The organism is Bacillus sp. EU55, from assembly GCF_038005925.1.
Taxonomy (GTDB): Bacteria; Bacillota; Bacilli; order Bacillales; family Bacillaceae; genus Bacillus; species Bacillus velezensis.
On record NZ_JBBOUE010000001.1, the window covers coordinates 2428004 to 2448464 of the forward strand.

22 protein-coding genes are annotated in these 20461 nt (G+C 46.0%); 5 read left to right on the top strand and 17 right to left on the bottom strand.

Annotated features, from left to right (window positions below):
* Positions 1 to 18: 18 nt before the first annotated feature.
* Both NYE50_RS12410 and NYE50_RS12415 read right to left on the bottom strand, forming a co-directional pair.
* Positions 19 to 2265 carry a DEAD/DEAH box helicase gene (locus tag NYE50_RS12410; RefSeq protein WP_138092514.1) on the bottom strand — a complete coding sequence of 749 codons (2247 nt, stop codon included), beginning with the start codon at positions 2263 to 2265 and terminating at the stop codon, positions 19 to 21.
* 98 nt (positions 2266 to 2363) lie between these two features.
* On the bottom strand, positions 2364 to 2870 hold the full coding sequence (locus tag NYE50_RS12415; protein WP_012117833.1) for a PTS sugar transporter subunit IIA: 507 nt from the start codon (positions 2868 to 2870) through the stop codon (positions 2364 to 2366).
* A gap of 138 nt (positions 2871 to 3008) precedes the next feature.
* Here NYE50_RS12415 and NYE50_RS12420 point away from each other — a divergent pair, with 138 nt between their 5' ends.
* Positions 3009 to 3422, top strand: coding sequence for an Hsp20/alpha crystallin family protein (locus NYE50_RS12420; RefSeq protein WP_159354302.1), 414 nt, complete (start codon positions 3009 to 3011; stop codon positions 3420 to 3422).
* A gap of 29 nt (positions 3423 to 3451) precedes the next feature.
* Here NYE50_RS12420 and NYE50_RS12425 read toward each other — a convergent pair whose 3' ends face one another.
* A complete protein-coding gene (locus NYE50_RS12425) occupies positions 3452 to 3919 on the bottom strand; it encodes a YppG family protein (RefSeq protein ID WP_159354303.1) in 468 nt (155 codons plus the stop codon).
* Between the two features lie 186 nt (positions 3920 to 4105).
* On the opposite strand from NYE50_RS12425, the gene NYE50_RS12430 reads away from it, so the two are divergent.
* A complete protein-coding gene (locus NYE50_RS12430) occupies positions 4106 to 4288 on the top strand; it encodes a YppF family protein (RefSeq protein WP_003153532.1) in 183 nt (60 codons plus the stop codon).
* Between the two features lie 38 nt (positions 4289 to 4326).
* Here NYE50_RS12430 and NYE50_RS12435 read toward each other — a convergent pair whose 3' ends face one another.
* Both NYE50_RS12435 and NYE50_RS12440 read right to left on the bottom strand, forming a co-directional pair.
* On the bottom strand, positions 4327 to 4695 hold the full coding sequence (locus NYE50_RS12435) for a YppE family protein (protein ID WP_159354305.1): 369 nt from the start codon (positions 4693 to 4695) through the stop codon (positions 4327 to 4329).
* 45 nt (positions 4696 to 4740) lie between these two features.
* A complete protein-coding gene (locus NYE50_RS12440) occupies positions 4741 to 4986 on the bottom strand; it encodes a DUF5446 family protein (protein WP_014418233.1) in 246 nt (81 codons plus the stop codon).
* A 205-nt stretch (positions 4987 to 5191) separates the two neighbouring features.
* Between NYE50_RS12440 and sspM the strand changes: the two genes are divergently transcribed.
* Positions 5192 to 5296 (top strand): acid-soluble spore protein SspM, encoded by a 105-nt coding sequence (sspM, locus tag NYE50_RS12445; RefSeq protein WP_003153525.1) that lies wholly within the window; start codon positions 5192 to 5194, stop codon positions 5294 to 5296.
* A gap of 43 nt (positions 5297 to 5339) precedes the next feature.
* Here the strand turns inward: sspM and NYE50_RS12450 are convergent, their stop codons facing one another.
* Positions 5340 to 6302, bottom strand: a complete 963-nt coding sequence (locus NYE50_RS12450; RefSeq protein WP_031304204.1) for a DUF2515 domain-containing protein — start codon at positions 6300 to 6302, stop codon at positions 5340 to 5342.
* A gap of 41 nt (positions 6303 to 6343) precedes the next feature.
* On the opposite strand from NYE50_RS12450, the gene recU reads away from it, so the two are divergent.
* Positions 6344 to 6952, top strand: a complete 609-nt coding sequence (recU, locus tag NYE50_RS12455; RefSeq protein WP_014418235.1) for a Holliday junction resolvase RecU — start codon at positions 6344 to 6346, stop codon at positions 6950 to 6952.
* Between the two features lie 38 nt (positions 6953 to 6990).
* Complete coding sequence (locus tag NYE50_RS12460; protein WP_172869559.1) at positions 6991 to 9774, top strand: PBP1A family penicillin-binding protein; 2784 nt, start codon at positions 6991 to 6993, stop codon at positions 9772 to 9774.
* A gap of 77 nt (positions 9775 to 9851) precedes the next feature.
* Here the strand turns inward: NYE50_RS12460 and NYE50_RS12465 are convergent, their stop codons facing one another.
* The 11 genes from NYE50_RS12465 to panB all read right to left on the bottom strand — a co-directional run bounded on the left by NYE50_RS12465 (position 9852) and on the right by panB (position 20245).
* The gene (locus tag NYE50_RS12465; protein ID WP_022553044.1) at positions 9852 to 10343 is read right to left on the bottom strand and encodes a YpoC family protein; all 492 of its coding nucleotides are present in this window, start codon (positions 10341 to 10343) and stop codon (positions 9852 to 9854) included.
* Positions 10340 to 10999: an endonuclease III gene (nth, locus tag NYE50_RS12470; RefSeq protein WP_007612187.1), complete on the bottom strand. Its 660-nt coding sequence runs from the start codon at positions 10997 to 10999 to the stop codon at positions 10340 to 10342. The genes NYE50_RS12465 and nth overlap by 4 nt, the downstream gene beginning before the upstream one ends.
* An 18-nt stretch (positions 11000 to 11017) precedes the next feature.
* Positions 11018 to 11716 (bottom strand): DNA replication protein DnaD, encoded by a 699-nt coding sequence (gene dnaD, locus NYE50_RS12475; protein WP_003153516.1) that lies wholly within the window; start codon positions 11714 to 11716, stop codon positions 11018 to 11020.
* Positions 11717 to 11810: 94 nt separating this feature from the next.
* Entirely contained in the window at positions 11811 to 13103 is a 1293-nt protein-coding gene (gene asnS / locus NYE50_RS12480; protein WP_003153515.1) for an asparagine--tRNA ligase, read from the bottom strand.
* 134 nt (positions 13104 to 13237) lie between these two features.
* Entirely contained in the window at positions 13238 to 14419 is a 1182-nt protein-coding gene (locus NYE50_RS12485) for a pyridoxal phosphate-dependent aminotransferase (protein ID WP_014418237.1), read from the bottom strand.
* Positions 14420 to 14441: 22 nt separating this feature from the next.
* Positions 14442 to 14927 (bottom strand): cell wall elongation/penicillin-binding protein regulator TseB, encoded by a 486-nt coding sequence (tseB, locus tag NYE50_RS12490; protein ID WP_007409483.1) that lies wholly within the window; start codon positions 14925 to 14927, stop codon positions 14442 to 14444.
* Between the two features lie 9 nt (positions 14928 to 14936).
* Entirely contained in the window at positions 14937 to 15107 is a 171-nt protein-coding gene (locus NYE50_RS12495; protein WP_003153512.1) for a YpmA family protein, read from the bottom strand.
* 147 nt (positions 15108 to 15254) lie between these two features.
* Entirely contained in the window at positions 15255 to 18041 is a 2787-nt protein-coding gene (gene dinG / locus NYE50_RS12500; protein ID WP_172869562.1) for an ATP-dependent DNA helicase DinG, read from the bottom strand.
* Positions 18042 to 18162: 121 nt separating this feature from the next.
* Entirely contained in the window at positions 18163 to 18546 is a 384-nt protein-coding gene (gene panD / locus NYE50_RS12505; protein ID WP_159354310.1) for an aspartate 1-decarboxylase, read from the bottom strand.
* Position 18547: 1 nt separating this feature from the next.
* The gene (gene panC / locus NYE50_RS12510) at positions 18548 to 19408 is read right to left on the bottom strand and encodes a pantoate--beta-alanine ligase (protein WP_012117844.1); all 861 of its coding nucleotides are present in this window, start codon (positions 19406 to 19408) and stop codon (positions 18548 to 18550) included.
* A gap of 3 nt (positions 19409 to 19411) precedes the next feature.
* Positions 19412 to 20245, bottom strand: a complete 834-nt coding sequence (gene panB, locus NYE50_RS12515; protein ID WP_014418240.1) for a 3-methyl-2-oxobutanoate hydroxymethyltransferase — start codon at positions 20243 to 20245, stop codon at positions 19412 to 19414.
* Positions 20246 to 20461 lie beyond the last annotated feature (216 nt).

Consider the following 20461-nt stretch of genomic DNA (forward strand, 5'->3'; position numbering starts at 1 on the left):
TTTCGTCCCCCTTTTCTTTTACACGTAATTCAAGAGCCGGAGTATCGCTTTCTTTGCATCTATTCCTTCTATTTCGGAGCCGATGCAGGAAGGACATCCGTCTTGACATGGACATTGTCTGATCAGGCGCTCAGCCCCTTCATTGATTTCATCAAATCGCTTATATACTTCATCAGCAAGTCCGATTCCGCCCGGATAATGATCATACAGAAAGATTGTCGGAAGTCCGGTATGTGCGGCTTTGATTTGCGGCACGACATGCACGTCATTTCGGTCGCACATGACGTATACAGGCACGATATGCTGCAGGACGTGGGCAATGCCTAAAAGCAGCTGTTCAAGCGTTTTTTCGCCGATCTCCGAATCCGTCTCTTTCAATTCAAGCCAGGCAGCACTGGTATGCAGTTCTTCTTCTGGAAGATGAATCGGCCCTGATCCTATATTTTCAAATGTCGTCATTTTAATTTTTTTAAATATTGTCGGAAGTGCGTTCACGGTTACATCGCCGAAATGTAAGGCCGTTTTCTTTCTGCTGTCCGTTCTGTCAATGTCCAGCACTTTCAGCTGCACCGCTAAATTGGCATCTGTATAATATTCGACATCGACCTTTCGCACGTACGCTTTTTTATGATCCCAATCAAGCTTTTCAACCTGATACTGCACCCCTTCATGAAGATAAATCGCTTCATCATGAAGAAGCGTCATCGCGCTGAAGCGGTCCATTTCTCCGATGATTTTTACATCAGCCGTCTCTGACCGGTCAACGATGACCACGTTTTCCTGTGACGCCGAACGGAGACTGATGTTGGAGGCGGGAAAAGATTCGCTCGCCCAGTGATAGCGTTCGCGGTTTTCGTGAAGCACCCCTTCTTCTTCTAAATACTCGAGAATATCTCTTGCATCATTTTCTCCGAATGTTTCATCGGCTCTGAAAGGCAGCTCATACGCAGCGCATTTCAGGTGATCGACCAATATAATGAGATTATCAGGATTAATCCTTGCAGATTCAGGCGAGCGTTTAAAGAAATAATCAGGATGGCGCACAATATATTGGTCAATCGGATCAGAGTTCGCCACCATCACGATAAGCGCCTCTCCCTGCCGCCGCCCGGCCCGGCCCGCCTGCTGCCATGCGCTCGCGACACTGCCCGGGTACCCCGTCATCACGCAGACCTGAAGCTGGCCGATATCAACGCCGAGCTCCAGGGCGTTTGTGCTGACAACGCCGAGAATGCTGCCGTCTCTTAACCCCCGCTCTATTTCTCTTCTTTCTTTCGGAAGATATCCGCCGCGATAACCTCTGACAGACTTCGCGCCGATTTCTTTTTTTACGATCTCCTGAATGTGGCTTAAAATAATTTCAACCCGGACACGGCTTCTGGCAAAAACAATCGTCTGGATCTTATTTTTTAAAAAAGTTTTGGCAAGTTCGTTCACTTCCACGGTGGCGCTTTTTCGAATATGCAGCGGTTTATTTACAATCGGAGGATTGTAAAAAGCAAAGTGCTTTCTTCCGGCCGGAGCGCCGTTATCGTCAATCAGGCGCACTGATTTTCCCGTCAGCTGCTCCGCCAGTTCCCTCGGATTGGCGATTGTGGCGGATGTACAGATAAATGACGGCGTGCTTCCGTAAAAAGCGCAGATTCTCATTAAACGGCGGATGACGTTCGCCACATGGCTGCCGAATACGCCGCGGTACGTATGTAATTCATCAATGACGATATATTTCAGGTTTTCAAACAGACTCACCCATTTTGTATGGTGGGGAAGAATGGCTGAATGAAGCATATCGGGATTTGTGATCACAATATGCCCGGCTTTTCTGACTTTCTGCCTGATGGCCGGGGACGTATCTCCGTCATAGGTGAAGCTTTTAATGTCCATGCCCGTCTCGTCTATGATTTCGTTCAGCTCGCTTTTTTGATCCTGTGCGAGCGCCTTTGTCGGAAATAAATAAAGCGCGCGGCTTGAGGCATCTTCCGCGATAGACTGAAGAACCGGAAGATTATAGCACAGTGTTTTTCCGGAGGCCGTCGGTGTAACAGCCACAATGCTTTCTCCGTTTTGAACCGTCTGAAAAGCGGAGTATTGATGTGTAAAGAGCCGCTCGATCCCCCTCTTTTCGAGAGCCGCCTGAATTTTCGGATCTACTTGCTCCGGCATCGGCATGGTTTTCGCCTCCCGCGGTTCCTCTTCATGCCAATGCACAATATTTTCATGATTTTTTAATTCCTGTATCAGTTCGCTCAATGATTTTTTCTTCATCGTTCACACCTCTTTATGAGGTACAGTTTACCGAATATTTGTTTGCCTGGCTAGATGAAAATCCTGCACAAGAAAAAAAGCAGGGAATCAGCCCCTGCCTACTTCATTTTTATCGTAAAAAGCTCTGTTTGTCCTTTTTTCGCTTCATTTGCGCCTGCAAATTGCAAAGGTTCTGCGGCATCGCCATTCATAATCACCATAGGGATGACGGTGCTGCTTGCTTTTTCTTTTATTAAATCCAGCCGGCACGTTAAAAGCAGATCGCCTGTTTTCACTTTGTCGCCTTCTTTTACATGCGCTTCAAAGCCTTCGCCGTTCATATTGACGGTGTCCAAACCGACATGTATCAAAAGTTCCGCTCCGGAAAGGGTGCGGATGCCGACAGCATGTTTTGTATGAAACAGCTGAATCACTTCACCCTCAACCGGTGAAACAATGTCTCCGTTTGCAGGCTCGACGGCGATCCCGTCCCCCATCATTTTTTGTGAAAATACAGGATCCGGCACTGAAGCCAAATCCATCACCGCTCCGTCAGCCGGAGAAAAAATCACTTCTTCGGCCGGCTTTTTCCGGCTGTCTCCCAATCCGAATAATTTTTTCAGCAATGTGTTGTGCTCCCCTTCCTAAATGTGAATCCGTTACCAGTTTATTCTCCACTATTTAACCATACTTTCTTTTTTCCTTCAATTCTTAACCATACGGCATAACATCGCATAGTCTGTTTGTAAAAAGGCGGTGGTCATATGGATCAATCACAAAACGATAAACTTGATCCGCAAAGAAATGAGGACATCATCAGCCATGCGATGGACCAATTTTTTCACTCAGGTCCCTTCGCAGAATTGATGCAGGGTTTTCAGCACCTTGTCAATTCGGCTTTTACTGAAGCGCAAGTGACGATTGACGTCAGAGAAGAGCCGACGGGCCTCGCGGTTGATATCAGCGTTCCCGAGACGTTCCGTAACGGGGATATGCTGGTGGAAACGAAAGGGTGCTACCTTCACGTTACAATCCGCTACGATCATAAACAGGCTCATTCATCCCATGTGTCTTCAAGCATGACAAGAACCGTTGTCCTCCCGTATAAGGTGAGTGAAGAAGATATGGAAACATCCTGGAATGAACAGACGCTTACCCTCTTTTTCCCTAAAAAATAAGCATGAATGATGTCCATCATTCATGCTTTTTATTTGAAGATACTGGTGAGGCCTTTCACCAGCGATCCGACCTGATTTACGGCGCTTACCATCTGCCCCGTTGTATCCATCATTTTATTAAAGTCAAACTGTCCGTTCGTTTTTTTAAACTGGGAGAGTATGCCTGAGAATTGGGAAGACTGCTGCTGATTCGGTCTGGGAACAGGGTAAGGATTCACAAACCCCGGCTGCCCCCCGGGCATGGCTGCCTGAGGAGGAGGGGGAGCAAACGGCTGCTGCATATGACCGTATTCCTGATTCGGATAAAATTGCTGCGGGTACTGCCCTTGCTGTTGATATGGCGGCGGCTGCAATGGCTGTATCTGTTGCGGACTCGGCTGTTGTAATGGCTGTATCTGCTGCGGACTCGGCTGCTGCAGCGGCTGTATCTGCTGCGGGTAGAAATATCCCGCCGGCTGCTGGTACATATTTTGATAGGGCTGCGCTCTCCATTGCATATGACATTCCCCCTTGTCTCTCACTAAGTTTCTGCTATATATGTATGAATTCCGCCTTGGTTATGTGCTTTCGGAGATTCTGATCTTTGTCAAATGCTGTCGAAAGTCTTAATTTTTTAAAAACAGAAAAAAGTCGAATCGTTATGTTACCATAATCTCAACATACATGAGAGGGGATGCACCATTATGAACGTATCATACTTAAGAAAGCGTTTTGCTGAAGTGAAAAAATATGAAACAGATTGTGCAGATAAACTGATGGACTTTGCAAAATTCCTCTATATTCAAGGCCATCTCACCGCAACCGAATTTCGAAACAGTATGAAGGTTCTCGAAGCAAGTGGAGCAGAAAACCCGGCGTATGAATAACATACCCGACCCCTTTATATAAAAGAAGGCAGCCGTTTTCAGCTGCCTTCTTTTTCAATTTCATCCCTTAATATACGAAGCGTATATAAAACAGATTCAGTTAAATCCCTGTATCTTTTTTTATGAATATGATGAACATATGATTGGAGCATCAGCTCTCCGAAATTTTCTGTAACGGCCTGAATTTGTGCGTGATGAACGTATTTCGGACGGTTTTCCTGAATAAACGCAAGCGCTGCTTTAGTCCAAAGCGCGCAAAACCGGTCTCTTTTTTCAACATCGGGTTTAATAATCTCAAAAAAATCATATGAACGGCCGGACTCTTTTCCATCCTGATATCTTTTTTCGGCTTCAAGAACCGCCTCTATCATTAGTTCTGTCAGCTCCAATAACGACTGTGTCTGCAAACGGACTCACCTCAGTACATATGGTACCAAAGTTTTTGCATAAAATCAGCTGATCCGGCAGGCTCTCGGCAAATCCTTTTTACGCCGGTCAGCCAAAAACAGGTCATCAATACAAACATGAAGCTCCCGCGCCTCTTCCTCAAGGCGGGAAAGTTTCTCCTGTCTGATTTCTTCAGCTTCCGCCTGACAGGATCTGACTGCTTGGGTAAGCGTTTTTTCAGCAGCAGAAATCCGGATTTCAATATCAGAAAGCAGACGGAGAATATCAGCCTTGCTCGTGTAAACAGACATTCATGTTCCTCCCTTTTATCACTTGCGTCTCTTTAGAATATAATTCTCGTTTTCATACCGCTCTCCTCTGCACATGACAAAACTAGAAGCAGTTCGGCAAACAAACAGAGATTATCCTAAAAGGCGTGCCTTTCGACAAAAAAGTGCCGCAAACTTTGTATGAACCGGCACGTTAATGCAAACGATACAGTTGAGGAGGTGCCGTATGAAAACGAGACCGAAAAATGCAGGTAAACAGCAAAAAACCGAAGCAAAAACGACTGATACGCTTGATAAAAAATTAGGCGGCCCAAACCGCCCTTCCACGTAACACATCAGCAGCCCGAAACCCCAGCGAACGGTTTCGGGCTTTTTCATTTCTTCAGCCACTCTTTCACCGCGAAGAGCGCATGGAGCTCCCGTCTTTTCTGGAAGTACCAGTCCGTCAGTTCAAGCTGTTTCGGCATTTTCTCCTGTAAGAAAGCCCCTTTTCTTAACCTTTTTTGAAACCAATCCGCCCTTGCGCCGTCTAATGGGTGGGCAACAATGGGATAGGTTGTCCTCAGCATCGGTGATGTTCTTTTTTTGATGCCGATCATTTTCTCCATATCAAAGCGCGAACCGGTATGAGGAACGGTATCAAGAAAACGGTAAAAAGAAGCGTGCAGATCAGGACTGAACAGAAGGCGGGCCAGCTGTTTCCCGAGCGTAATTCTTTCTTCGGTTTTCGAAAACCGTTTGACGGAAATTCCGTATAAATGTCCGTCACATGAAGGGAATACCACCGTATTAAAGTGAAACCAATCACTTAAATAAAAAGGAATCGTGCCAAAAACATTCTTTTTAAACGAAGGATTTTGTATAATAGGTGCTTGGATAGTGTTTTGTTCATTTATAATAAGAGCATACATGAGCCGTTCCGTATCTCCGTCACGCCAAAAGCGGAACCATTCTTCCTGCATAAAAGCCGAGACGCGGAAATGAGGAAGATGACGGAAAAGAGGTTCGCCGATTTGTTTTGACCACTGGTAGACCAGAAGCTGAGGATAGGCATCAGAAAAAATCAGCCAATTCGCCCTTTCATACGAAAGGAAAAACCAGTTTTTCTGACTGCTGTCAAGACCCTCCTGATAAAGGATGCCTCTTAGATCAGTCATCGACCAGCCCGCATTGCGGGACACAAAGGATGCTAAAAGCGGCCACTTGATCTCAGGATGGCGGTCATAATATGCTTTATAGGCATTCGTCCGGGAAATATTATCGGCATTTTTTATTTTTGTCTCTTTTTCGATCAGGCGAAGAATGGCGGTTACGGTCTGTCGTTTATGCACGTTCATTCACTTCCGTCACTATTAGTTTGATAAGGAGGATGGAAAAAGTGATTCGGTACCCGAATGGAAAAACTTTTCAGCCGAACAAAACGGTTTCATCCCAAAACAGCCAGAAACGGACCCATTCATACAGTAATCGCGGCATGACCCTCGAAGACGACCTGAATGAAACGAATAAGTATTATCTGGCTAACCAAATTGCTGTCATTCACAAAAAGCCGACACCCGTCCAGATTGTAAACGTCCACTATCCGAAAAGAAGCGCCGCAGTCATTAAGGAAGCTTATTTTAAACAGTCTTCAACAACTGACTACAACGGCATTTATAAAGGACGCTACATTGATTTTGAGGCAAAAGAAACAAAAAACAAAACGGCATTTCCCCTGCAGAATTTTCATGATCATCAGATTGAGCATATGAAGCAGGTGGTCAGGCAAGACGGCATTTGTTTTGTTATTATATCCGCTTTCGGAAAGGTTTATTTCCTCGAAGCCGACAAGCTGTTTGTCTTTTGGGACAGAAAGGAGAAGAACGGCAGAAAATCGATTCGCAAAGACGAATTAGAAGATGCTTCCTTTCCGATTTCCCTTGGATACTCACCGAGAATTGATTATATTAGTATTATTGAACAGCTTTATTTTTCGCAGGAACAGTAGACTGAGCGAAAGGTTGATAAACGAAAGGTTGAGATGTTATGTCAGATCAATTTATGAGCCGTGAAGAACGCCGTAAGGCAAGGCAGACGAAAAGCACTAAGCCCTCTTCACCGAAAAAAGGCAAGAAACAGCGTAAAGGCGGTTTATTCAAAAAGATTGTGCTGTCCTTGGTTATTCTGTTTGTCCTTGGCATAGTCGGCGGAGCGGCGGCATTTGCCGTTTTGGTTTCCGGCGCGCCCTCTTTGGACGAAGCAAAGCTGAAAACGCCTTACTCTTCAACGATTTACGATAAAAACGGCAAAGAAATCGCGGAAGTGGGCGGCGAAAAACGAACCTACGTCCCGATTAAGGATATACCCGATGTTGTGAAAGAAGCATTTATCGCAACTGAAGACGCCCGTTTTTATAAGCACCACGGTATAGACCCGATCCGGATCGGAGGCGCCTTGGTCGCCAACTTTACGGATGGATTCGGTTCAGAGGGAGGAAGCACAATCACCCAGCAGGTTGTGAAAAACTCGCTTTTGACCCATCAGAAAACGATTAAACGGAAAGCACAGGAAGTGTGGCTTTCACTGCAGCTGGAGCGCCATTATTCTAAAGATGAAATCTTAGAAATGTATTTAAACAGAATTTATTTCTCACCGCGCGCCTATGGCGTCGGTAAAGCGGCTGAAGAATTTTTCGGCGTAAAAGACTTGAGCAAGCTTACGGTTGAACAGGCGGCAACGCTTGCCGGAATGCCGCAAAGCCCGACCGGATATAACCCGGTTAAAAATCCGAAGGCTTCCGAAAAGCGCCGAAACATCGTTCTCAGCTTAATGGAAAAACAAGGATTCATTTCAAATTCTGAATACCAAAAAGCGAAGAAAGTGTCCATGAAAGATGAAGGCGTCGTCAGCCAAAAGGAATACGATAAAAAGGACACAAATAAATACAGCGCTTTTGTCGAAGAAGTTATGAAAGAAATTGAGACAAAAGAAAAGAAAGACGTCGATATTTCAACTGACGGACTGAAAATTTATACGACTCTTGATACGAAAGCACAAGATTATCTTGATCAATTGATGAACGGCGACACAGCCGGATTTACCGAAGGCATGCAGGGCGGCGTCACGCTCCTTGATACGACAAACGGAGAAATCCGCGCCATCGGAGCAGGCAGGAACAGAACTGCCGGGGGATTCAATTATGCAACACAAGGTAAAACCCAGCCCGGTTCAACGATAAAACCGATTCTGGATTACGGCCCGGTCATTGAAAATAAAAAATGGTCGACGTATGAGCAGATTGATGATTCGGCTTATACGTACTCTGACGGCACACCGATTCACGACTACGACAATAAATACAGAAATATGATATCAATGCGAGAGGCCCTCTCAGACTCTCGTAATATTCCGGCTCTGAAAGCATATCAAGCAGCCGGTAAAGATAATGCCGTCGACTTTGCAAATGACTTAGGACTGGGATTAAACAAAGAGAGTGTAACCGAATCTTATTCGATCGGAGGATTTGGTGAGGATAACCGCGGTGTATCTACTATGACAATGGCGGGCGCCTACAGCGCTTTCGGAAATAACGGAACGTACAATGAACCGCATGCGGTCACATCGATTGAATTTAATGACGGCACTAAGCTTGATTTAACACCGAAACCGAAAAGTGCTATGAGCGATTACACGGCATTCATGATTACTGATATGCTCAAAACAGTCGTGCAGTCAGGAACAGGCAGACTGGCTCAAGTACCGAACGTGGAAGTCGCCGGTAAAACGGGTACGACAAACTTTACTAAAGGTGATATTCAAAAATATAACATCGCACAAGGCGGAGTCCCAGACTCATGGTTTGTCGGATACACCCCTCAATATACAGCAGCGGTTTGGACCGGAGTTGAGTCTGGCAACAAAGCAGGTAAGAAATCACTGTCTTCTGCTGACCAGCAAGTCGCAAAACGGATTTTCCAAAAGCTGATCTCATACGTTGATGACGGTAAAGGAAGCTTCAAGCAGCCTGACAGCGTCGTCAAAGAAACGGTTGAGAAAGGCTCGAATCCTGCCGCTTTAGCCGGACCGAATACACCGGATGATAAAAAAGTGACGGAGTACTTCGTGAAAGGAACGCAGCCAACTGCCGTTTCTAAAACGTACACGAAAGAAAAAGCCGATAAACCGACAGGATTGCAAGTGAAATACGACAAAGATAAAAAATCATTAACCTTAAGCTGGAATTATGACGGTGATGCAACATTCAATGTCAAACAATCCGTTGACGGCGGAAGCTACAGTGACATTCAAAACAGTTCGGCAAAAGAAGCCGTCGTCTCAGATGTCACACCAGGCTCCACATACAGCTTCCAGGTGACAGCGGAAAACGATGACGGAAAAAGCGATACGGCATCAGCATCTTTCAAAGTCCCGAAAGATGAAGAAGACGATGCAGATAAAGATAAAGCGACTGACGATGAACAGAAGTCTGATGAAGATAAAGATAAAGACAAGACGCAAACCGATGATTCAAATACAGATGACAATCAAACAGATACGTCAGACGGATCGGATCAAACACCAACTGATGACTCAGATAAAAATCAGGATCAATCCGATAAGGATCAAACGGATAACAACAATCAGAATCAGCCCGGTAACGGGACGGATAACAACGGACAGCAAGATAACGGCTCTGATAATGATTCCGATTCCGGTTCAGACGGCACAAATAAACCTGACAGCGGTCAAACGGACAAAAACCAAGACTCATCTTCAAATATCAACGGGCAGTCCAATTCGTCAACCATCCAGTCAAATTCCGCTCATTAGCGGACGAAATCCTTCACCTCAAACAGGTGAAGGATTTTTTTCATACAAAAAAACCTCCTTATGAGAAAAGGAGGTTTTTAACATTTGTTCATGGCTTCATGTTTATGATATTGCTTCTTCATCTCCGTCATCAATTCATCAAGCTGAATAAACGAGTGAAATTGAGTCGGTTTCGTTAAAATAAACGCCATTCGCTCCGCCCAATTGATCGGTTCGGCGGGAAAATGTTTTGTTTCAAGCACAGTCCAGTCGAGTGATGTAACCCGCTCCCCTGCCGTCCAGTGAAAAGCGGCAATCAGACAGGCAATTCCCTTCAGCATGTCATTTTGATCACATCTCGATTTTCTTGTTTGAAAAACGGGAAGCAGCGTTTCTTTCGTTTCGTTCCAAATCTGAAACAGAAACGGGACATATTCGCCCCTTTCCCTCCATGGCTGCACTGTTGGCTGACCGCTGAAATCCATATACAGCGGATGGCGGCGCAGCGCCGTTTTGATCTCGTGGCTTTCCAAGTCCGTAAGGCTGCGCAGGTATGTTTCATAGCCTGCCAGAATGTCAATCGCCGTCACCGTTTCACCAGCCCTTTTTTGTCACGCTTCTGCCCTTCTCTGCATAGCGGAAGCAAAGGACATTCCGCACAGCGGGGAGATTGCGCTTTACAATGATACCTGCCGAAAAATATTAATCTGTGGTGCGTAACAGACCAATCCTCTTTCGGCACTTTTTTCATTAATGTTTTCTCTACTTCCAAAACAGAGTCCTTCCAGCGGCAGATACCGAGCCGTTTAGAGACCCGCTCCACATGAGTGTCTACTGCAATCGCAGGTACGCCGAAAGCAACAGACACGACCACATTTGCCGTTTTCCGTCCGACACCCGGCAGATTCACAAGCTCATCCCGGTCTTTCGGCACTTCTCCGCCGTACTCTTCGATGATCATTTTGCTCAGCTTTTGAATATTTTTGGCTTTATTACGGTACAGGCCGATTGATTTAATATCCTGCTGGAGTTCTTCCAGCGATACGGCAAGATAATCTTCGGGCCGTTTATATTTTTGAAATAGCGTTTTTGTCACTCTGTTGACGAGAGCATCCGTACATTGCGCGGATAATGCGACTGCCACAACCAATTCGAAAGGATTTGAATGGACAAGTTCACATTCTGCGTGCGGAAACATATCGCCGATTTTTTCAAGACAATATTCAATCTGCTTTAAATTTAACACGTTTCTCCCCTTCTCATGTTATTGTTCCAGCCAATTGTAAAAAGGCACCTGCCTCGTATACTCTTTTTGCGGATCATTTTGTTTCGTTTGAACACGCCGGAATTTTTGGCTGTGCGCCTTCGCCTGCTCAACCGTTTTGAAGCCGTTCTTTTTCCATTCAAATAAAATCCGGTCAATATAGCGAAAACTGAGTTTCCCCGATAAAACGGCTTCTTTTAAGGCGTGTTTAATCAGAATCGCATCATGCTGATCCTGATCCTGCCATATGGCCAGCGTCTCGCATTCAAGCGGCGACAGCGGTCTTCCGAACTCTTCTTCAAAGATGGTATACAGGCTTTTTTGTTCTCTTTCTGACGTTCTTTCCTGCGTTTCGTTTTGTGAATGCTGCATGTAATCATACAGCTTCGCCCATAACGGCTGCAGAGAATATTTTTCAAACTTTATACCGTTATGGTCTTCACATTCTTCAATAAACAGAAAACCTTTTTGAATAAACATTCTCAGGCAGCTTGTACATTCTTCAGCAGAGATGGACATGCCTGATTGAAGTTCAAACGGCGTCGGAAAATAAGAGCCTTTTTCCAAATGCATTTTAATCTTCAAAAGCAGGATCAATTCGGTTTCATTCAGCCCAAGCTGCCGGTAATGTGTCAGCAGCAGGTTGGGAATGCTTGAAATGCCGAGTTCCTGCATATCTATAAATTGCTGTTTTTTCATCCTTACACCTCTTACTGTAAAAGGTTATCTCCGGGAGCTTTCCCCTTTACTTAGAAAAAGTCTCCCTTGCAGGAGACTTCGTTTTTCATAACTATTACGGATACAGACGGTTCAGAAGTCTCGGGAACGGAATCGTTTCACGCACGTGAGGCGCTCCGCTGATCCAAGCCACTGTCCGCTCAAGTCCAAGGCCGAAGCCGGAGTGCGGAACAGAACCGTATTGTCTGAGTTCAGCATACCATTTGTAAGCATCTGAATCCAGACCGTGTTCTTTTAATCTTTCTTCCAATAAATCCATATCATGAACGCGTTCTGAACCGCCGATGATTTCCCCGTAGCCTTCCGGAGCGATTAAGTCGGCACATAACACGACATCGTCACGATCTTTGGCAGGCTGCATATAAAACGGTTTTAATGACGTCGGATAATGAGTGATAAACACCGGTTTGTCATAGCTTTCTGCGATCGCTGTTTCATGCGGCGCACCGAAGTCATCTCCCCACTCAATATCGTCAAAGCCTTTTTCTTTCAGGAATTCGATCGCTTTATCGTACGTAATGCGCGGGAATGGCGCTTTGATTTGTTCAAGCTTCGATGTGTCTCTTCCTAATGTGTTCAGCTCGATCTTACAATGTTCCAGCACGCTTTGTACGATGTACGCAACATAATTCTCCTGAACTTCAAGGTTTTCTTCAAATTCAACAAATGCCATTTCAGGCTCAATCATCCAGAATTCGATGAGATGGCGTTTCGTTTTCGATTTTTCCGCTCTGAACGTCGGTCCGAAAGAGAATACTTTTCCGAGCGCCATTGCAGCTGCTTCCATATACAGCTGGCCGCTTTGAGACAAGAAGGCGTCTTCATCAAAATATTTCGTCGCGAACAGCTCAGTCGTGCCTTCCGGAGCGCTTCCCGTCAAAATCGGCGGATCAACTTTCACGAAGCCTTCTTTGTTGAAAAATTCATAAGTCGCACGGATGATTTCGTTGCGGATTTTCATAATTGCGTGCTGGCGTTTCGAACGGAGCCATAAATGTCTGTGATCCATTAAGAATTCCGTACCGTGCTCTTTAGGCGTAATCGGATAATCAGTCGCTTCGTGAATGACTTCAATGGATGTAACAGCAAGCTCATAGCCAAGCGGTGAACGCTCGTCCTCTTTCACAATTCCTTTTACATAAAGTGACGTTTCCTGCGTCACTGATTTCGCGATTTGGAAGATGTCTTCTTCTACTTCAGCTTTGACGACAACTCCCTGAATGAAGCCGGTACCGTCTCTCAGCTGTAAAAATGCGATTTTACCGCTTGAGCGTTTATTAGCGACCCAAGCTCCAATCGTTACTTCCTCGCCTGTGTGTTTATACACTTGGTTGATTGTTGTTTTCAAACTCTTTCCCTCCAGAACAAGAAAGACATTCAGGAATCTGCCTGAATCTCTTTTTTCATCACTTTATTATACCCGTTCTACTCTAACGGGGTCAATGCAAGTGAAAAGCGGCTTTAAAAGCCGCTTTTTCAGAATCAGCTGTGTTTTTCCGTGAAGCGGCGGATTCTTTCGACCGCTTCTTCTAAAAGATCAAGTGACGTTGCGTAAGATAAACGGACGTTGTCCGGTGAGCCGAAGCCCGAGCCCGGCACGATGGCGACTTTTTCTTCTTCCAGAAGCGCCTTGACGTATTCATCGACATCTTTGAATCCGCAGTTTTCTGCGGCCGCTTTGGCGTTAGGGAACAAGTAAAACGCCCCTTCAGGCTTGACACAGGTGAATCCGGGAATTTCACTGAACTGAGCGTAAATGGTGTTCAGTCTGTGCTCAAATGCCTGTCTCATCTCTTCCAGCGGCTCAGCCGGACCGTTATAGGCCGCAATAGCGCCGTATTGAGCGATGGACGTCGGATTTGATGTGCTGTGGCTCGCAAGGCTCGTCATCGCTTTAATAATCGTCTCCGAACCCGCCGCATAGCCGATCCTCCAGCCCGTCATGCTGTGAGATTTCGACACGCCGTTAATGATGATCGTCTGCTCTTTCAATTCATCTGAAAGCTGTGCGATTGAGACGTGTTTTTTTCCTCCGTATGTAAGCTTCTCATAAATCTCGTCAGAAACGATCAGAATGCCATGCTCCAGACACACTTTTCCGAGTTCCGCAAGCTCTTCTTTCGTATACATAACACCTGTCGGGTTGCTCGGTGAATTGATAATGAGCGCTTTTGTTTTCTCGGTGATGGCCTGCTTCAGCTGCTCCGGTGAAATTTTAAACTGATTGGATTCCAGCCCTTCTGCATAGACGGGACGCCCCCCTGCCAGTTTCACCTGCTCAGGGTAGCTGACCCAGTAAGGAGTCGGTATAATCACTTCGTCCCCTTCATCAAGAATGACCTGAAATAATGTATACAGAGCGTGTTTCGCTCCGGTGCAGACAATGATTTCTGACGGCTTATATTCAATCCCCTGATCGTTTTTGAATTTTTTTGCGATACTGTCTTTCAGCGCCGGCAGACCGCCTGAAGGCGTATATTTTGTGTGGCCTTCATTCATGGAACGCACCGCGGCATCTATAATGTGCTGAGGCGTATTAAAATCCGGTTCTCCTGCTCCGAGGCCGATGACATCATGGCCTTCTGCTTTCAGCTCTTTCGCTTTTGCAGTAATTGCAAGTGTTGCAGACGGTGTTAATGCGGATACTCTTTTTGCCAATTTCAACTTGAACTCCCCCTAATACGTCTCACGGTGTGATGTTTTTGAGAATCTTGCCGCTTGTAAAGTCCACATAGCTAAAGCTATACTGCCCGCTTTTGTTGATATAGGTCACTTCCCATAACGGAACATTGTTTTCTCTCGCCGGGTGAACGCCATTCAGCTTGGAAACAAGCCCTTCGTCCCGAACGATCTTGGCAGCCTTGCCGCTTGAAATGCCGTCACTGGCTTTTTTTGAGAGAATTTTTGCTTTTTTGTCGGCCGGAACCCATACATACATATCTTTTCCATGTTTATCCGTTCCGGTAACAACATAATATTTCTGTTTGCCGACAAAGGTCTCCACTTTCTCAGCATCTGTCAGATCCGTTTTTTCTTTAGCGGCTGCGGCAGCTGTTTCGTGGCCTTCTTCTTTTTGAGCCATTGCAGATTTAAAAATGCTGGCCGAAAATAAAAGAACTGCTAAAAAAATAATACCAAATACAGCTGTAAATATTAATGCTTTTTTTCTCATCTTTTTCACCTATGTACGATAAATAGTGAAGACCGCTTCATTTTGATTTTCTTCGTCGAGCGCAAGGCCGAACATCAGATTGTCCCGTTTCAAAGTCCGGTTTAATGTATCGACGATTTTATATAAATCATCTGAATGCTCCACATTAATCGTTGACAGAATTTCAATTTTGCTTTCCATTTTTATACCCTCCATCGGTCGAACAAATTTTGTTAGTCATAACGGGATGCGCCCGCGGCATAATAAAATCACAAGGCGGCATGAACCCGCTTTTACTATAAAAACAATTCCTCATCCCACACCACGAAAGCCGCGTTTATGCGGCTTTTATTCCGTTTGGCTGACATAAGCCCCGAGTTCGGCATCCGTCAGCTCCAAAAGAGATGAAGTCGGGAGCGCTTCAAGAAACAGCCGTCCGTATCCCGCCGTCTTTACACGCTGATCTAAAAGAACGATTGTTCCCTTGTCTCCCGCCGTACGGAGCAGGCGCCCGATCCCCTGTCTGAACGTTAACACGGCCTCAGGCAGGGAAATCGTCTGAAACGGATTTTTCCCCTGCTTCTTCGCAAATTCGCATTTTGCGGCGTGAAGCGGATTGTCAGGCGCCCTGAAAGGAAGTCTTGCGATCATGACAGTTGACAATTCATCCCCCGGAAAATCAACGCCTTCCCAGAAATGATTCGTCCCGAGCAAAATCGCCCGGCTTGCCGTTTTAAAGGTTTTCATTAATTTACCGGGACTCCCGCCCGAAATACCTTGGGCGAGAAGCTGAATGCCTGAGATCTCCATACTGAGTTTCAGTTCCTGATACACTTTTTTCAGCATATCATGAGACGTAAACAGGACAAGGATCTTCGGCTGTTTTCCCTTTGACATGATTTCCGCATACTTGGCAATATGCTCAATGACTTCCCGCTCCCCGTCATATTTAACGGATTTCATCTCTTTCGGAATGATGACGTTCATCTGATCATCGTAAGAAAAAGGAGACGGGATGCTTTTGGTGCGCGGATAAAAATCCGCAAGTCCGAGCCTTTCAATCATAAATTGAAAAGACTGCTCCACCATTAAGGTCGCTGATGTGAGCACAACGCTTTTTTTGCGGGCGAAAAACTGGTCTGCAAGCATTTCACCGGGCTCCAAAGGCTGCGCATAGATGCTGACGGCGTTTTTTGCGCCTTTCGCGTCAATTTCAACCCAAACGGCTTCTTTCTCATCATTTTCAAACAGCAGCCTGCTGAACGTATCGCGATATTCTTTCAGCCCCCTGATACACTTTACATATTCGGCCGCTAAAAAAGCCGCTCCGCTTTTCATCTGATCAAGCTTTTGATGTAACAGTTTCTCCTGTACTGAAAACATGTCAAGCAGCTGATCCAGCATCGCACAAAGCCGCTCCGCTCCGTCCGTTATCATGTGAAACCCTTTATCCTGGCTTTTATGATTGAGACTATAGACGAGACGGTTCAGATCGTCTTTAGGTTTTCTTCGTTTGACAAAAGAATGCACTGAACTGAAAAATGCGTCGCTTTCCGATTGAATATGCTTCATCCACTCATCGGCGTCAAAAAAACTTTCCGCCGGCAGTTCATACGTATAAAACAGTTTCCTCATCCGCTTTAACAGTCCGTGTTCCTTTAAGGTTCCGATTCGGCTGAGCTTTGTGTGCAGTCCGATGTATGAAGCTCTCTTCCCGAGGTGCTCGCTGGCAGCGCGTTCGAAATGATGCGCTTCATCAATGATGACCGTTCCGCTTGCAGGCAGTTTTTTCGTTTCACTGCTTTGATCTGAAAACAGCAAAGCATGGTTTGTGATAATCAGATCTGCGGCCTGCGCTTTTTCTTTAGCCCGTTCATAAAACCCGGCAGCCGAGTCCTTCCCTTTTTTCAAAAAAGAATTCTCATCGTAAGCCATGCGCTCCCACAGCAATCTGCCGCCTGATGGAAGATTCAGCTCAGCGGCGTCGCCCGTTTCAGTCTCCGTCAGCCAGACGAGAAGCTGTGCTTTCGTCAAAACCGCATCATAGTTGTCATCTTCCTCATGCAGAATATGTTCAAACTTAGGCAGGCACAGATAATGTGATTTCCCTTTTAAAATAGCGGCTTTGACCGGCCAAGGAAACATACGCTCCAAAAGCGGAAGATCTTTAGACATGATCTGCTGCTGCAAAAGAGTAGAGTACGTGCTGATAATCACGGGAGTTTGTTCCGCTTTGGCAAATAAAACAGCCGGAACGAGATAACCGATCGTTTTTCCGATGCCGGGTGCCGCTTCAATCAGCGCATGCTCCCGATTGCGGAAGGCGCCGAGCACTTCATCCATCATCGAAAGCTGCCCTTTCCGCTTTTCATAGCGGGGGATGATGCCGGATAAGATCTGTTCTTTTTCTTCGTTCCACTTTTCAAGGTCAATGGCCGCATTCACCGGACGGGAAACCGGAATGTGATCGGGCTCTTTAATTGAAAAAGAGGCGTATGGAATGCAGCTCTTTTCTTCCGGCGGCCTGCTTTCATGTATAAAAGAATCCAAAAGCAGCGTCAAATCGCTGATAAAATGCTGTGAAAGCCTTCTAAGCTGCTTTAACGTCGGTAAAGGCAAATGTTTCAGTTTATGTAAAATGTCTAAAAAGACCAGTCCCGTAACCTCCGCATCGCTGTCTGCGCGGTGAGGGCGGTCATGAACAATATTCAGCTCCGCGCACAACTCACCGAGCTTATATCCTTCAAACCCCGGGAAAACAATACGCGAAAGCTCAACCGTATCAAGCACTTCACAATCCGGCAGCTCATAGCCCGCTTCGCTCAGTTCATGCCGGACAAATCCGAGGTCGAAATGAATATTGTGGGCAACAAAATACGCGCCGTCAAGCAGATGAAAAATCTCCTCTGCGACCGCTTCAAACGGCAGTTCATTTTCAACCATTCCGGACGAAATTCCGGTCAGCTGTTCAATAAACGGCGGGATGGCCTGATTCGGATTGATATATTTTGAAAACCGCTCAGTTATTTGTCCATTTTCAATGACAACCGCTGCGATTTGAATGATTTTATCGCCCTTTTTCGGCGAATTTCCTGTTGTTTCGACATCTATGACAACGAACCGTTGTTTGTTCATTAAAATGGACACCTCAATTCTTGCATACGAGAAAAGTGTAACACGTTTTATTGAGAAATGGAGCGGAAAAACAGCTTTTGCCCCTAAATCTTAAAAGAAAACCCCCATGAAGGGGGCTCTTTTACAAAATCGTGTGTGCCGGCTCCTGGCCCAGCATCTGCTCGATTTTATTCTGATCATCCAGAACGGCCACCTTCGGCTGATGGCTTTTTGCTTCCTGATCAGACATCATTTGATAAGAAATAATAATGACTTTATCTCCTTCTTGGACGAGACGGGCGGCTGCTCCGTTTAAACAGATGACGCCGCTCCCCCGCTTACCGGGAATAATATACGTTTCAAGTCTCGCTCCGTTGTTATTATTCACAATCTGAACTTTTTCATTAGTGAGCATTCCGACGGCATCTAAAAGATCTTCATCAATCGTAATGCTGCCGACATAGTTTAAATTGGCTTCCGTCACGGTAGCGCGGTGCAGTTTTCCGGCCATCATAGTGCGGTACATATTATGATCTCTCCCATTCATCAATATCAATAATGATATTATCAATCAGTCTGGCTTTAGAAAATTGGACGGCGCAGGCCAGAATGACCTTGCCGTTTAATGTTTTAAGCGGAGTCAGCTCCGGATAAGCGTACAGTTCGGCATAATCAATGACGCCGCTTGTGTTTTCGATGATATCGGTGACGGTTTTTATAACGGTTTCCGGATTTCTTTCACCGTCTCTGATCAGTTCGGCACCTTGCTGCAATGCTTTATAGATCATCGGCGCTTCTTTGCGTTCCTGTTCAGTCAGATAGACGTTGCGAGAGCTTTTGGCAAGTCCGTCTTCTTCTCTGACCGTGTCCACTGCAACCAATTCGATATCCATAAAGAAATCCTCAATTAATCCGTCCACAACCGCTGCCTGCTGGGCATCTTTCAGGCCGAAGTAGGCGCGGGTCGGTTTAACGAGATTGAAAAACTTCGTCAGCACAGTGGCCACTCCGTCAAAATGGCCGACGCGGGAGGCGCCGCACAACACGTCAGTTCTCCTTTTCACTTGCACGGCAACATTTTGCTCGCCTTTATACATGTCACTTGGAGACGGCGTAAACAAAACATCCGCCCCCGCCTGTTCTGCAAGCCGGGCATCGCGCTTTAAATCCCGCGGATATGCTTCGTAATCCTCGCCCGGTCCGAATTGAGTCGGATTGACAAAGATGCTCATCACGACAATATCGTTTTCTTTGCTTGCTTTTTCAACCAGCGTCAGATGTCCTTCATGAAGAAAACCCATTGTCGGGACGAATCCGATCGTCCGGCCTTCTGAGCGGTATTGTGCAATTAATTCTTTCAGCTGTTGAGTTTCTGTCAGTTGTTTCATCGCTTACTTTCCTCCGTACAAGCCTTGCAGCACAGTTTGGTTTATCTGAAACGAATGCTTTTCTTCCGGGAAAACCCGTTCTTTCACATCACGGACATAACCGCTGAGGGCCGACTCAATCGTGCCGTCGATTTTGGCGTATTGCTTCACAAACTTCGGTGTTCTGTCCACCCCGTGGCCGACGACGTCATGATAGACAAGGACTTGGCCGTCCGCTTTTGAACCGGCTCCGATTCCGATGACGGGAATGGATACTTCTTCTTTTATTTTAGCAGTCAGTTCAGCAGGCACGCATTCAAGCACGAGCATCATCGCTCCCGCCTGCTCGCATTTGATGCTGTCTTCAATGAGCTTTTTCGCGCTTTGCTCATCTTTTCCCTGCACTTTATATCCGCCTAATACGCCGACAGACTGCGGTGTGAGGCCTAAATGGCTGACGACGGGAATTCCGCCGAGAGTCAGCGCACGGATGGATTCGAAAACGCCGTCTCCGCCTTCCAGCTTTAACGCGTCCGCGCCGCTTTCCTGAATAATGGCCGCGGCGTTTTTCAATGTATCCTCTTTTGAAAGGTGGTAAGACATAAACGGCATGTCAGTTACGATAAACGTATTTTTCGCACCGCGTTTTACCGCTTTTGTATGGTGAATCATGTCACTGACCGTTACGCCGACTGTTGAATCGAGTCCGAGCACGACCATTCCGAGCGAATCCCCGACTAAAATCATGTCGACTCCCGCCTGTTCCGCAAGCTTTGCCTGCGGATAATCGTAAGCGGTCAGCATCACGATCGGCTCTCCGTTTTCCTTCATTTTCATGAAATCCAGTTTTGTTTTCATTCTGTTTCTCCTCCTCTAAACGGTGAGGAGATGAGCCGCCAATTCTTCGCAAGCAAAAAAGCCTTCTGTAAAATAAGAAGGATTCCCACTTGTTTAACGTTCGGCGAATGTCATCCCTCTGTCCCAGTCCTTTTTTGGATCAAGGCAGACTTTTCGTAATCTCTGTTCTGCTGATCAGGTGCAGTTCATTATGATACTGCCCATAGGAAGTATACC